14 protein-coding genes are annotated in these 15,220 nt (G+C 34.4%); all 14 read right to left on the bottom strand.

The window, feature by feature from the left end:
- Positions 1-47: 47 nt before the first annotated feature.
- A complete protein-coding gene (locus AC1D0Y_RS10880) occupies positions 48-1,517 on the bottom strand; it encodes a hypothetical protein (RefSeq protein WP_098578980.1) in 1,470 nt (489 codons plus the stop codon).
- A 100-nt stretch (positions 1,518-1,617) separates the two neighbouring features.
- A complete protein-coding gene (locus AC1D0Y_RS10875) occupies positions 1,618-2,001 on the bottom strand; it encodes a YkvA family protein (RefSeq protein WP_060747585.1) in 384 nt (127 codons plus the stop codon).
- A gap of 104 nt (positions 2,002-2,105) precedes the next feature.
- Entirely contained in the window at positions 2,106-2,543 is a 438-nt protein-coding gene (locus AC1D0Y_RS10870) for an NUDIX hydrolase (RefSeq protein WP_060747584.1), read from the bottom strand.
- Positions 2,544-2,826: 283 nt separating this feature from the next.
- A complete protein-coding gene (gene rpiB, locus AC1D0Y_RS10865; protein ID WP_098621352.1) occupies positions 2,827-3,291 on the bottom strand; it encodes a ribose 5-phosphate isomerase B in 465 nt (154 codons plus the stop codon).
- 75 nt (positions 3,292-3,366) lie between these two features.
- Positions 3,367-3,501, bottom strand: a complete 135-nt coding sequence (locus AC1D0Y_RS10860; RefSeq protein ID WP_107917869.1) for a GapA-binding peptide SR1P — start codon at positions 3,499-3,501, stop codon at positions 3,367-3,369.
- A gap of 89 nt (positions 3,502-3,590) precedes the next feature.
- Complete coding sequence (pfkA, locus tag AC1D0Y_RS10855) at positions 3,591-4,547, bottom strand: 6-phosphofructokinase (protein ID WP_060747582.1); 957 nt, start codon at positions 4,545-4,547, stop codon at positions 3,591-3,593.
- Positions 4,548-4,647: 100 nt separating this feature from the next.
- A complete protein-coding gene (locus tag AC1D0Y_RS10850) occupies positions 4,648-5,979 on the bottom strand; it encodes an MFS transporter (RefSeq protein ID WP_098248889.1) in 1,332 nt (443 codons plus the stop codon).
- Positions 5,980-6,683: 704 nt separating this feature from the next.
- Complete coding sequence (locus AC1D0Y_RS10845; RefSeq protein WP_028409967.1) at positions 6,684-7,394, bottom strand: FadR/GntR family transcriptional regulator; 711 nt, start codon at positions 7,392-7,394, stop codon at positions 6,684-6,686.
- Positions 7,395-7,602: 208 nt separating this feature from the next.
- The gene (locus tag AC1D0Y_RS10840) at positions 7,603-8,361 is read right to left on the bottom strand and encodes an SDR family NAD(P)-dependent oxidoreductase (RefSeq protein WP_060747580.1); all 759 of its coding nucleotides are present in this window, start codon (positions 8,359-8,361) and stop codon (positions 7,603-7,605) included.
- Positions 8,362-8,410: 49 nt separating this feature from the next.
- The gene (locus tag AC1D0Y_RS10835; protein ID WP_028409965.1) at positions 8,411-9,358 is read right to left on the bottom strand and encodes a transketolase family protein; all 948 of its coding nucleotides are present in this window, start codon (positions 9,356-9,358) and stop codon (positions 8,411-8,413) included.
- Entirely contained in the window at positions 9,358-10,209 is an 852-nt protein-coding gene (locus AC1D0Y_RS10830) for a transketolase (protein WP_303750122.1), read from the bottom strand. The genes AC1D0Y_RS10835 and AC1D0Y_RS10830 overlap by 1 nt, the downstream gene beginning before the upstream one ends.
- A gap of 298 nt (positions 10,210-10,507) precedes the next feature.
- Complete coding sequence (locus AC1D0Y_RS10825) at positions 10,508-11,854, bottom strand: MFS transporter (RefSeq protein ID WP_477707565.1); 1,347 nt, start codon at positions 11,852-11,854, stop codon at positions 10,508-10,510.
- Between the two features lie 16 nt (positions 11,855-11,870).
- Positions 11,871-12,455: a TetR/AcrR family transcriptional regulator gene (locus AC1D0Y_RS10820; RefSeq protein WP_060747578.1), complete on the bottom strand. Its 585-nt coding sequence runs from the start codon at positions 12,453-12,455 to the stop codon at positions 11,871-11,873.
- A gap of 92 nt (positions 12,456-12,547) precedes the next feature.
- Complete coding sequence (locus AC1D0Y_RS10815; RefSeq protein ID WP_060747577.1) at positions 12,548-15,061, bottom strand: PEP/pyruvate-binding domain-containing protein; 2,514 nt, start codon at positions 15,059-15,061, stop codon at positions 12,548-12,550.
- Positions 15,062-15,220 lie beyond the last annotated feature (159 nt).

Here is a 15,220-nt window from a genome sequence, read left to right as displayed (position 1 = left end):
CTTTATTTCTGTTTTAAGATGAATATGGAGGAAATAAAGGACTGCTCTCATTCCTTTGTTGAAGATAATACAGTTTGTTTCACCCATTTTTTTCGATTTCTTTGGTCAATTATCCATTGATATAAACTTTGTATACCTAGTATCAGAGAAATTATGACACCGCTAGCTGCCAAGATTAATGCAAAATATTCTACAGGATTGTACGCAAGTATATTTCTCCATTTGATTCTTCCGATAAAATCATTTACTACAAGCCCCATTCCAAGCATTTGACCTACTACGGAATAAAGAGTCAAAATCAGCAATAGCAGGCTGTCTTTTTTCGCATTAACGTTTTCCTGGTATCTAAATAAACTCTCTAGAGATTGTTTAGCTTCCTTATATAACAACTCAATATTGAAATTTTTCCTAAGAAGATAAAAAATATCACGGCTCCGGGACTGAGATACTATTTCAAGCGAAAAATAATTGGCGGTAAACGAATTAATGGAATAAATTAATTTTTCCATTTCTTTTACGTCTTTTTCAATATTTAGCTCTGTATAGGTATTAGCTAATTTTAATAAAACGATCTTGTGAAACAGATTTAATACAAGCCCGTAGTAAAATTCTCCATAAAACTGATTAGCTAAATCAGGAGTTGTACGTTCATCTTGAATCGTTATACAAGTAAAAATATGTTCTTCTATCAGAAAATAAGTGCTAGGAGCCCAGCGCTGATAAGCATGTTTTTGTAAATAATCTTGAATGTAAGGAAGGTTATTAGCATGAACATATGGCTTCCCCTCTACAGTTAAGCCGCAGAGACTTCCCATTCGATAAACATCAACTACATCGATTTTTTCATTTTTCTCTAATGCCACTAAAGATTGGACATACATTCTTTCATCTTCAAAAAAAGAAAAGGTTTCAAAATAAGAATTTTCCTTTGAATCACCTTCAAAAAAGCGGGAGAGCCCCTCAAAGAGGTTGTTAAATACAAATTCCCCTGCTCCCTTGTATATCTTGCCATCGCATTCAATTTTTGTACTGCTATCTTTTTGTGTTCGTGGTTCTAATACGCGAAAGCGATCTGCGAATTCTAAAGAATGAGACAACGGCACAGAAGTAAAGGGTTTCAACTCAGTTCGAATGGTTAAAAACCCAAGTTCATAAGGACATGTCGTTAAATCCACAGAGTGTATTTGAAAAGGAATGCATTCTGTATCTGTAATTAACTTACCTCTTATATTTAAAGGTTTTGAATATCTATGAAGGCCTTTTTCTTTTTCTGAGTGTGGAAAGAGTATCTTATTAGTGAAAGACAAATAATACGCCTCCATATCACGATGTGAGACTTTAAAATCGCCGTAATATGCACATTCGTCTTCTAGTTGATTTAACTGAAATAGCTTAAATCCGCTCTTATTTAAAAAAAGGGAGATACTAGATTCAGTTCCTTGCTTTAAGGAAAAAGGGAAAACAAATTGAAAGAGAGCTCTGTCTATCTTTTTTTCTTGGATATCAATTTGCTGCATTTGTTCTAATGTACTCCTTTCAATTATATATATCATTTACCATTTTGCATCATAACAATCGATAGTAAACCTACTATATTTTTTCTTGATAAGAGTTCATTCAATTTAATAATTTAAAAACAGTAAAACAGCTCCACATAAAAATAAGTAGCCATACTGCGATAATAATTGAACCCGCAACCCAATTTTTAGGTCGTTCATTTTGAATGAGCTCTTCTGCTTTTATTGTGCAGTCCTCTATAACACTTGTAGGTAGCATTTTCAAAGCAAGCATAATTCCTAAAGGAACAATGATTATATCGTCAATATAGCCTAAAACCGGTATAAAATCAGGAATTAAATCGATTGGACTGAAGGCATATGCAACAACACAAGCAGTAAATAATTTGATATACCAAGATACTCGTTCATCTTTATAAGCTAAGTATAAGATGAATAGCTGTTTTTTTAACTTTTTCGCCCACAGCTTTAATTGATTAAGCATGTTTCCTATTCTCCTTTGCTATATATCTGGACGGTTTGATGTAATATAAAATTACTTTTATTCTCATTGATACCTACATATTTCTCTTATTAATAAATTTATAACTATAAAAATAACTGATTAATGCAATCATCTTGATTTACAGCTAGTTTAGGAATAGCTTGAATAGGAGCCCAATAGTATGAAAAGATTAATCCTGCATCTTCCCCTTTAGAATTAACCTTATATTCCCACCGTTCTGCAGTTTTTTCTTTAATTTCCAAATGAAAAACATGTCGTTTATGATACTGGCTTTTACCTTCATGATGATAAACATATGTTTTCAATTTTGTTACCGATAAAAACTCCATTAATCCAGATTCTTCTTTGATCTCCCTATATAAAGCTTCTTCAATTGTTTCTCCCTCTTCTACAGTACCTGCCGGAACTTGAACTCCTGCTTCTGGATAATCTTTGTGTTTGTAAACTAATAACTCTGTATGATGACCATTAAACCTAGTTATGTAAGCCATAACTTTTGTTATCATCGTTTTACCCTGCATCTTTGCTTCCTCCTATATATAGATACTAACCGTACAGATTTCTTCATCAGCAAACAAACTTCTTTAACTCCCAATAATAAATCAGGGATATTTTATTACATCTATTTTAATTGTAAATAATTAGTCTCAGTGTTGTCATAATAAGCTGCTTTTACGGAAGGTTAACTGGTATGGGAATTGGAACGGTTAGTTTTGCTATTCTGATAGGACCTATAATCATCATATCAGTAAGTGAAATAATAGGAAAAGGCAAGAATCAAATTGATTCTTGCCTTTTCTGGTTTTATTTTCTTTCAAGAGAAGGTTCTGATACATTTTCGTATTCTGTAATTTTACCAATGCGATATTCATGACGGCCCCCAACAAATTGGGTTGTTAACCAAGTCTTCACAATTTCGCGGGCTAAACCTGGCCCAATTACTCGTTCCCCCATAGCTAAAATGTTCGTGTCGTTGTGTTCACGCGTCATTTTAGCTGAAAAAACATCATGAACGAGTGCGCAACGAATTCCTTTTACTTTGTTAGCGGCAATACTCATGCCAATTCCCGTACCGCAGATTAAAATTCCAAAATCCGCTTCTCCATTTGCTACTCGTTGGGCAACTGGAATCGCATAGTCCGGATAATCGACTGAACTGCTGCATTCACAGCCTAGATCTTCATATATTATGGACATTTCATCTAATAGATTTATAATCTCTTTACGAATGTTTATCCCACCATGATCTGAAGCAATTATGACTTTCATAAGAATACTCTCCTTGTTTAGCTATAGTCTTAATTAAAATTCTAATGATTTTTGAAGTCTCTTTTTCCCAATACATTATTTCCTGGAACAATCCTCAGAACACTTCCCGTACCATGTTTTAACTCCTTCAGAGTTGTCTACATTTTCAATAACTTTCCCACATACTTGACAAACGATAGTTCCCTGCTTTACATTAACCTGCTTATTCATGTTTATTTCCTCCTTTTTATTAGAAAAATTCGTTTGTATTCAAATACATTTTTTTAGAGATCACTCATTGTATGTTAGAAAAGATATCCTTAAGCCAGAATGGTATCCAGTAAGCTGTATTTATCATCATTACTAGATAACTTCGAATGAACTTTTTCAATATCTACATTAATTAAGTCATTTTCTTTGATTCCTACAGCTCTGCCAGAATATCCTTTGAATAATAATTCTACTGCTGTGATTCCCATTTTACTTGCTAATATGCGATCAAATGCGGACGGCTGTCCTCCTCTTTGAATGAAACCCAATATACTTGTCCTTACGCTAATATCTAATCGATCCTCGACATATTTTTGCAGGTCTTGAATATCGTACATTTTTTCAGTAATCAGGATTAAGTTATCTTTTTTACCATTTTTAATTTTCTCATTAAGCTTGAAGCAGATCTCTTCAAAGCCCAATTTTCTCTCTGGGGTTGAAATAATTTCTCCAGCTCCTGCTAAAGCAGAGTATAGGGCCAAATCTCCGCAATATCTTCCCATAACTTCTACAATGGTAGTCTTTTCATGAGATAAATCTGTATCCTTAATTTTACCGAGGCATTCTAATATCGTATTTAATGTAGTATCAAATCCAATTGAATAATCTGTATAAGATAAATCATTATCAATCGTTGCGGGAATAGCAATGACATTTGCACCTAATTCATGTAATTTTTGAGCGCCTTTAAAAGATCCTTCACCGCCGATTACCACTAAATGATTAATTCCATAATCTTTTAATATACTTAAAGCTTTCATTCTGCCCGACTCTTTCATAAATTCTGCGCAGCGGGAGGTTTTTAAAAATGTCCCTCCTTTATCCGCAACATAATCTACATCTGTAGAGGTTAATCTATGAAGTTTACCTTCTATTAAACCTTGGTAACCACTCTCGATTCCCATTACCTCTATGTTATGATAGTCAGCTGTTTTTACTACTGCTCTAATAGCAGCATTCATTCCTGGAGCGTCTCCGCCACTTGTTAAAACTCCTAGCTTTATCATTGCTAAACACCTTCTCATTAATTTAGAAAGGTGACCGACACATGTTAAAGACCTTTTTGTCGGTCACTCTCAGTAGCACAATTTTTCTTTCAAACAAGAATTAACTAGTTTTTTCTAATCGATCGACTGTGTTTTTTTTAATAGCTCTTCCTGATTGTTTTAATAAAAAAGCTACGATAAAGGAAGCTACAAACATGCTAATACCTAGAAATGTCATACTAGCATTAAAAGATCCGGTCATATCTTTAATATATCCCACGATGTACGGTCCGAAGAAACCGCCTAGATTCCCAATACTATTAATAAGGGCAATGGCACCTGCAGCAGCAGCTTCCGTTAAGAAAGACGGTGGAATTGCCCAAAACGGAGAATATGCTCCGAACGCTCCGCAAAGGCTGATCGTTAAGAATACAAATGATAAAACAATGTTCATATTTGCAACGTAGCTACTAATAATCAATGCCACGCCACTTGTTACTAAGCAAGCAACGACGTGAAAGCGTCTTTCATTTTTCTTATCAGAGTGGTTACTAACCAACATCATGGTTACCATTGCACAAACATACATTAATCCTAAAATCCACCCCATAGCATGCGTACTAAGAGAAGTGGTTTTAGATAACCCTTCTGAAATTGTCGGTAAAAACATGACGATGCCATAGTAGCCAACCATCCAGAAAAAGTATCCTAAAGATAAGGTTAATACGTCACGGTCTTTTAAGGCCTGAGCGAATGTATAGTGTTTGGCTTCCTGCTTTTCTAACTTCTCTTTTGTTGTAACGTCGATTAACCATTTCTTCTCCTCGTTAGTCAACCATTTTACATCCTCCAGCTTATCGTCAAGATAGAAGAAGCATATCACACCTAAGATTAAAGCTGGAATCGCTTCCAAAATGAAAAGCCATTGCCATCCAGCCATGTTTAACCAGTCAATACCTAATAAATAAGTAGAAAGAGGAGATCCTATTGCATTAGCACCAGGGATTGCAATCATAAATCCAGCAATTGCTTTTGCATGATGTTTTGTTTGATAAAAACCACTTAGATAAAAGACCATACAAGGATAAAAGCTAGCTTCAGCAATTCCTAAAAGAAATCTTGCGGTATAAAACTGCCATGGTGTTTGGATAAAAGCCATTAAAATAGCAATTACTGCCCATGTAATCATGATTCTACTAATCCATCTTCTAGCTCCGACTTTCGTCATCATAGCACTTCCAGGTACTTCTAAAAGGAAATAGCCAAGGAAGAAAATTCCTGCCCCTAATCCAAAAACAGCATTAGAAAAACCTAAATCTTCATTCATTTGTAATGCAGCAAACCCAATATTTACTCGATCAAGTATCGATATGGTAAAACATAAAAATAGAAATGGAATGAGCCTTAACGTTACTTTTTTAGTAGTTGAACGTTCTAAGTTAATTGGATCCAAAATAATTCCTCCCTGGGTTACCATCCTTCTATTCTTCATACTCTTCGGTCTTTGACCTGAGAGTTTGCTCTAGGCTAATTGACAGAAAGAATTAAAAGTTTATATAAAAGATGATTGATCTATTTCTAAGTCTCAGTAAATCTAGTCCCTACTTCTGTAATCCCTTTCATATGGACATATAAAAAATGAAAGAGCGAAGTATCCCCCTGTATTATTTATCATTTAAAAAAGTAAGAACTATTAGAAAATATCATACACCAAAACCTTACTAGCGATATGAAAACACTATAAATCCACTTTCTACTTTCTATCCTAATAATCCAAAACATTTGTACTCCACAGTAACGGTAAAAAACGCTTATATTTTCGAACCCTTCTCTTAATCTCTCTAAAAAAATATCGAGCTGTAAAGACTAATGAATTTTAAGATTCACATTACCTCCGTTTTATAGATTTAGCTACTTGTATACTAAGTTACCTTATATAAACAGTGTACTTACATACCTATCAATTGTCAATATAATTATTATATTAAATATTTTCTGAACCTTATTAAAAATGAAAAGAAATACACAGTTTGTTTGGAAAGAAAACACTGAATCTTACTCATTTTATGCTATCTTTTCAACAGCAAAAAGACAGCTACACTTTAGCTGCCTTTTACCTCTATATTTGGTATTGTTCTAATAAAAAATTAGTTGGAATTAAGCTTTCCAATAACGATCATATAGATTTTGCATGTGAAAACTCATAATTCTCACAGCTTCTTCTTCGTTATGCTGTTCAATTGCATTAATAAGTAATTTATGCTCATTAAAATTAACTTCCCGGTAGTCAGGTCTAGTGACGGTTCGATCTCTTATAAACTTCCACATTTCCTGCTGTTTCATCGCATTGCTAATAGCTGCCATAATACTAATAAATAAATCATTATGAGAAGCCTTTGCTATACCATTATGTAGGGCTTCATCTGTTTCTGGTACGTACACCCCTGCGTTCGTTTCTTCCTCCATCTTATCAATAGTTGCACGCAGGTCCTTAATATCTTCTTCTGTAGCTCTCAAAGCTGCAAAACGTACAATAAGAGGCTCTATGTTCATTCTTGCTTCTACAATGTCTTCAGGGGAGGTAGAGTCCGTTAAAAGTGTTGATTGAGAATTTTCAGCTTCTGTTTGAAACTCTTTAACATATACACCTTCTCCTTGACGAGAATAGATAAAACCGTTCAATTCCAGGGCGCTAAGGGCTTGTCTAACAGGCACGCGGCTTACACCAAATTGTTCACACAGCTCCCTTTCAGCAGGGAGTTTATCTCCTACTTGAAACGCTCCAGATTGAATTTCAGAAAGAATTTGATTATAAATTTGAATATATAATTTATTATTAGAAACTGGATTAAAACTAATGGAAATCACTTCTCTCTATAATTATTAGCTCATTTTATTCATAATTAAGTAGACATAATTATTATATACTGTTCTATTTTTAGGGGCAACAAGCCTAGCATCTTCTAGTAAAAAAATCCTTATTTATGTAGTCAGTTTCTCATTTTACTAATGATTTTATCAATAAACAGCTATACAGGCATACCATCATGGCATGCCTGTATAACGAACCTGAATATTAATCCATATGTGAGCCACCGTTTATATCAATTTCTTCTCCTGTAATATAAGAAGCTTCTTTTGAAGCTAAAAAGGCAATTGTAGCCGCGATTTCTTTCACTTCACCCGGTCTCCCCATAGGAATACTATCAATCACAGACTTTGCATCTTCTTCAGGAAGTGACTTCCAAATTTCTGTATTAACGAGTCCAGGAGCTACACAGTTAACCGTAATGCCATCTAAGGCTACCTCGCGCGCTAAGTTCTTTGAAAAACCTAGTACTGCGGCCTTAGATGCCGAATAGTGAGGTCCCCCAAACACTCCTCCACCTCTTTTAGCCGAAACAGAAGACAAGCTTATAATTCGACCATACTTTTGATCTTTCATTGTTTCTAATACTGCTTGTGTACATAGAAATAACCCAAACATATTGACGTTAAACACTTTTGTAATGTCTTCAAGCGTCATATCTTGAACGGTAACCTTTTGAGAAATACCTGCATTATTAATTAAAATATCAATTCTGCCGAATTCTTCAAGTGTTTTTCTAACCATCGCCTCGCAAGAATCTTTACTTGTTACATTTAACTCTATTCCTAGGGCTTTGCCACCAGCTTCTTTTATTTCGTTGACTGTATCCTGCACACCATCAAAATTAATATCTGCTATAACAACAGCCGCTCCTTGCTCTGCAAGTGTCAGGGCGATTGTACGTCCAATCCCTTTTTTGGAACCGCTACCAGTAATAATTGCTACTCTCTCTTTTAAATCAAACATGTTATATTTCCCCCATCTTGTTAGCTTTATCTATTTAATATAGTTAGTCTTACATCAGTTCTTTAGCTGTTTTGATAATATTTTCTACAGTAATTCCATTTAACTCTAATAGTTTTTCATAAGGCGCAGATTGTCCAAATTGATCCTGTACACCAATTCTTCGAACTGTACCTTTTCCTTCTTCCGCAACTACTTCACATACGGCACTGCCAAGGCCATTTAGAATATTGTGATCTTCAACCGTAATGATTTTTCCAATATTTAAGCAGTCAACCACTGCTTCTCGATCTAAAGGCTTAATCGTATGCATGTCTAGTAATTTCACAGATATGCCTTGTTTCTCTAGTTCTTTCGTTGCTTCTAAAGCGAGTCGTACTGTATCGCCGTTGGCAATAATAGCGATGTCGCTTCCATCTTTAATTTTTTTCGCTTTTCCGATTGTAAACTCTTCATTTTCATCGTAAATCATTGGAACCGTATCACGAGTAAAACGAAGATATACAGGTCCGTACACTTTAGCAGCTTGTTCTACTAGCTTTCTAGTAGAATAATAGTCAGCTCCCATAATGACGGTCATATTTGGAACCGATCTTAATACACCCATATCTTCTATAGCCTGATGACTTCCGCCATCATTAGCTGGTGTTAAACCGCCGTGTGAACAAGCAATCTTTACATTTAAGTTAGGGTAGCAGACTTCTTGTCTAATTTGTTCAAGCATTCTTAACGAACCAAAAACCGCGTAAGTGCTTACAAAAGGAATTTTACCAGTCGTAGCAAGTCCAGCCGCTAACCCGGCTGCATTTTGCTCTGCAATTCCTACATTAATATGCTGGTCGGGTAATTGTTTGATAAAGTTTACTGTTTTACACGACTTTGCAATATCGACATCAATGACATAAATATTTTTATTTTCTTTCCCTAATTTTACGATTTCATCTCCAAAGGCTTCTCTCGTAGCTTTTTTTACTGTAAGATCTTTTTCTAGTATGCTCATTATCTTAACCCTCCTGCTACTTCTTCCATTGCTTGATGATATTGTTCTTCATTTGGAGCAACTCCGTGCCAATCAGCCACATCCTCCATGAACGAAACTCCTTTACCTTTTACCGTGTCACAGATGATACATTTTGGTCTTCCATTCTTCGCTACTTTTACTTCATCCAATGTTGCTACAATCTCTTCCATGGAGTGTCCATTAATTCGCTTTGTTTCAAAACCAAATGCATCAAATTTTTTCTCTAAATCTTGCAATGGCATAATTTCATCACAAAATCCATCGATTTGAAGTCTGTTATTATCTACAAATACAACTAAATTATCTAATTGGTACTTAACTGCTGTTTGAGCAGCTTCCCAAATTTGTCCTTCTTGACATTCTCCGTCTCCTACTAAAGAAAAAACTCTATAGTCTTTAAAATCTCGTTTACCTGCGATTGCCATACCTACGCCACACGAAAGTCCTTGTCCTAGTGAGCCTGTTGAAATATCAATACCTTTGCACTTTTTCATATCTGGATGCCCTTGAAACGGAGAACCGTATTCTCTTAACGTGTATATCGTTTCATAAGGAACGAATCCTCGTAAAGCTAAAGCGGAATACTGAATGGGACAAACGTGACCTTTAGAAAGGACGAATCTATCGCGATCTTCCCAGTTAGGGTTGTGCGGATCAACATTCATTTCTTTAAAGTAAAGCGCTGCCATAATATCAGCCGCAGAAAGTGAACCTCCTGGATGGCCAGATTGTGCTCCATAAATCATTGTAAGAGCTGTTTTTCTTAATTGAATGGCTTTTTCTTTTAATTCTTCAATACTAATTTCTTTCATTTTAGTCACCTCATTAATTTATGACTTGCTGTTTTCTAAATAATATATCTATTAACATATAATTTAGTATACTTAGGTAACTTGTATACTAAGTAGCTTTGTGACTTAAGTGTACATCTGAAATGCGAGTTCGTCAACAACAAGTTTGAATTATTAGAATTTTTTTATTTAAAGCAAGTCATTTTGTAAATTCGTATGTTGTTTTCTCTAAAGTTTTTAAGTGAAAAAAAGTACTGCTCCTATTTTAGAAGCAGTACTTTTTTTATTGATTGATTAGTAAATTGTGTATATAAACAAAAGCTTTATCAAAAAACAACTATGCTTTTGCACTAGAATTATTGCTGCTTATTACATCTTGGCTACTAGATTTAATGCTTCTAGCTACTAGTATGCCTACTATCCCCGATATCCCTAAAATAATGAAGATGTAGTTATAGCTTGTAACGAGCGCAATAAGCGTGGACGAAATAATACTTCCAAAATAGCGAAATGTCGAGTAAATGCCAGAAGCTGTACCAGACTGTTCTTTGCTTACGGAGTCCAGCGAGGCAACCTGCATGCTTGTTAAACCTATTCCGGTCGAAAAACCTCCAATAATTAAAGCTACGATAAGAAAAAGAATAGATCCAATGTTCTCTAAAGATAGAAAAAGGATATTAGAGACAATAATCATAGCAAAAGAAAACCCAATCACTTTTTTAGAACTAAACTTATTGTTTAATAATCCACCTATCCAGCCGCTTAAAGACATTGAAATCGAAAAAACTGATAAAACAAGCCCTGTTTGCGCTGTAGATAAATGAAATTGAGACTTCATTAACAGAGGCATAATTAATAAAATCACATACATAACAAAGTTGCTAAGCATAATAGATAAATTAGCGCTTGTAAAGGTGGAATGTTTAAATAAAGAAAAATCGATAATCGGGTTTTCTGCCGTATTTTCTCTTTTGATAAACAAGATTGTAGATAAAATAAATATTATTCCCATTATTAAAGCCTTGGTAAATTTCATACCGTGTGTCAACAAGATCAATAAAGAAATGCTAATTGCTAAATAAATAGAACCTTGAATATCTAAAGTACTTGTTTGCTTTTTAACATTAAATTTAGGAATCATAACTATTCCGCTGATTAAAGCTAAGAAAAGAAAAGGAACGTTGACCCAGAATATAGCTTCCAAATTGAAGTTTTCAAGCAGGACAGACCCTAATAAAGGTCCAATTGCAGCACCCAAACCCATCCCCATTCCAAATATACCCAGAACTTTAGGGAGCCGTTCTTTTGGCACCACATATCTAATGATTGCTATAGTGTTTGGAGTAAGTAAAGCTCCTCCTACTGCCTGCAGTGATCGAAAGATAATAAGGGAAATGAGATTAGTTGAAAATATACAGCCTAAAGATGCTATCAGAAAGAACACCACGCCCCATAAATAGATAGTTCTGTTTCCATATAGATCTCCTAGCTTTCCAGCGATAGGCTGAGTGACAGCCATTACAATTAAATAAATAGTTACTACCCAAGAAATACTTGCAAGTGGTTCATTAAAATGAGCCGATATGGTTGATAGAGCAACGGCAATCATTGTCGAATTTATTGGTACAAGAAATGTCCCAATTAGTAATGAAATAATCAAGATAAGCTCTTTATGTTTACCCAAACATTATTGCCTCCTTTTAATGGAGAGAAATTCCTTTTATAAACGTGTTTATACTGTTTTTTATCATATCTTGATAATCTGCATGTAAGGCTTTGTCTCCAAAATTTAGTTTATACATAAAATATCCCCAATACGCACTTAGGAAAATCTCCGCTTGTGTACAGCAATCTAATTCTTTGATATATCCTTTCCTTTGCATTTCTTCAAAGTATTCTTTTAGTATTTCTTTCGTATCATTAATTTTTTTCAAAATTTCTTCGTGCGCCTGTGAGAAAATTAAAGGATCTTTTAAAGCAATTGAAATCATGTCTCGGTTATTATCAAAGTCTTTTAGTAACAGGTAACCGAAATTCGTCAAATCTTTTTCAAGCTCCCATTCAATTGATTTATCAAAAATTTCAAGCGAAAAGCTTGTTGTTTTGACAATAGCTTGAATAATGCCTTCTTTATTGCCAAAGTGGCGAAAAACAGTTAATTCATTAACTCCAGCTTGTTCTGCAATTTCTCTAGTGGTAGTACCTTTGTAGCCTTTTTCTTTAAGCAGTTCTATTGTAGCTTTTGTTATCTTCTTTTTTGTTTCATCTTTTTTCATGTTAATCATCCTTTATGCTTCCTGAATGTAAGTATTTACTTTCCATTAGGCAGTATATAAAGGAAAAAGAGCTGTTGTCAAATGGAAGCGAAGAGAACTATTTATTCATTTAAAAGCGTGACAATTCCATTCGTACCATCCACCATAACTATATCGCCATCTTTTAGCTTATCCGTACTTATTTTCGTACCAACCACTGCAGGAATTTCATATTCACGTGCAATTATTGCCGAATGAGAAAGAATGCCTCCAGCGTCAGTAATAACAGCCCCCGCAGTCTGAAATAAAGTAGTCCAAAGTGGAGTAGTGGTTTTACATACTAAAACATCACCTTTTTCCAGCTTATAAAATTCCTTCGTATTTGAAATGACTTTTACTTTTCCGGTATAGGTTCCTGAAGAAGAGGCTAATCCTTTAATAGAATGTTCGCTGTTAGCGTCATTTTCCTCAATAGCTCCCATATATTTCTCAGCTTCTTTTAGGTGAGCTGGCTCAGGGACGCCGAAGTATCTAGGCAAATTAGGCATTTGTTCATGTTCTGCGTGTTCTTTTTTACGTTTCTCAACTAATTCTGTCACGTCTACTGGATTTTCTAAAAGAGACTTTACCTCATCAAGATATAAGAAGAAAATATCTTCTTTCATTAGAAAAACATGATGATGTACTAGTAAATCACCTAGCTTGAGTAGGAATAAACGAGCTTTTGCATCCAACATTGCATCGATATAAAAATGGTGGTCATCTCTTATAACAGATGCATCTAACGCCCACTGATAATATTTTTTAAACTCTTCTTTGTGTGTGCTATCCGCTATCTGTTCCAGAAATTCATTATAGTTCTGTTCACGTTTTTTGACCGTCTGTTTGAAATTCTCATCAAAGTTGTAACCGTCATTAACATACCCTTGAATAATCAATAATGCGTGAAGAGGATTCTCTAGCCAAGTTTCCCCTACAAAATCGTGACTTACGACGCTTCGATATCCATACTGTTTTAGAAAAGCATCTACTTCAGCCATAAAGCTTTTTGCTGCTTTATTTTCCTCTAATTTCTTTAATAAAGTTTCTGTACATTCTTCTTCAAAGATCTTAGTAAGTTCCGCATCGTCTTTAACTGTTAAAGCAAGTCTAGAAAGCTGCTGATCCGTTTCCAACGATTTGTTCATTTTCCCGGTCAATAGCTCATAAACATCATGGCCGGATTTTTTATTTGTAAGGTTTTTATAGTATTCTTCAACCTTAGTATTTAAAGACATTTGAGGCATAACAATGTCAAAATGCAAGTCATATGCCGTTTTATAAAAATCAGTTAAACTTTGAAGAATCTCTTTTCCTCTCTGAAGATTGAGATTTCCCTCAGTAAAGCTATCTAACTTGTTATAGTAAGGCAGGAATTGTTCTTTAATCATTTGATTCATTCGTTTTGTTAGGATTGGATAAATACTTTCCATCAATTCTTTATTTGCTTGGAATCTTTTATTAGAATCTCCTTTAAAAGACTCCGTTTTTGTATAGATATGACCTTTATAAAGTTTTAAATGAAGTCTATTAAACATAAACTTTAACTTTTTAAAACTAGCAGCTGTTCCTTCCGAAAATGCCGGAATAATAAATGAAGCGTACAAAGGACTAACAGCATGGGAAAAACTTGTGTCATTTAAAATCCAAAACTCTTCCATATCCTCGAAACTTAAAGATATATCTTTTTGGAAAGGAGTTAATTCTTTTGATTCTGTTAATGTGGTAATCGCTCTTGCCTGTAATAGATATACTTGATTGTCTTGAATACCAAACTCTATGTCTACGGGATGTTGGTAAAGAGCTTCTACTTCTTTTGTTATTTCGCCCAATTCAATGATTTTCTCGTCTGTTAAACAAAACCTTTGCTGTTCATCTTCCGTTGTTTCGATTTCTTCAACGCCTTCAGCAAGTGGAATTATTTTCACTTCCTTTAGCCCTTTCTCTTTCTCTATCTCAAAGGTTTGTTTATTAACCAGGTAAACATCAGGTGTTACTATGCCCGATACGATTGCTTCTCCTAGTCCATAGCTGGCATTAATCATCATTTCTTTTGTATTATGAGTAACAGGGTTTTGGCTGAATATGACTCCCGATACTTCGGACTCAATTAATCCTTGAACAACAACTGCCATTGAAATTTCATCAAAATCAGCATACATATTTTGAGTATATTGTTCGACTCTTTCAGTAAAAAATGAGGCCCAGCAAGCTTTTACTTTACTTAAAAAATCCTCAGGGCTTTTCACATTAAGATAGGTTTCATACTGGCCAGCAAACGATGCACCTTCTAAATCTTCAGCACTGGATGATGATCGAACAGCTACTGATGTATAAGAGCTTTTTAGATTTCGAAATGCCTCTATGAGATCCGATTCAATTTCAATAGGAATTTCCCCTTGCAAAATTCTCTCGTGGATATTATCCGTTTGACGATTAATCTCATTCCATTCGATATATCGCTTTAAAGCTTCTGTTTGAATAACAAAGCCATCCGGAATCGGTAAATTTTCTTTTTTCATTTTTATAAGGTTTAAAGCTTTTGCTCCAACTTTTTCGTTCGCCTCATCCACCTTTTGAAAACTTAAACTATACATTAAAAATATTCATCCTCCTACAAACTAGTTTTAAAATGTAAGTAACTACTTACTTTATATTTATTTTAATTCTTTTAAATTTTTATGGTCAATAAAAAGTGGTAAAACATTTAAAAAATGCATATTTAGTTGTGCTTTATTTTAATTTCACTTAAATAC

This window comes from Priestia sp. P1_B12_1, from assembly GCF_056406695.1.
The sequence above is the reverse complement of the archived record's forward strand: the minus strand, read 5'-3'. Positions and strand labels throughout refer to the sequence as shown.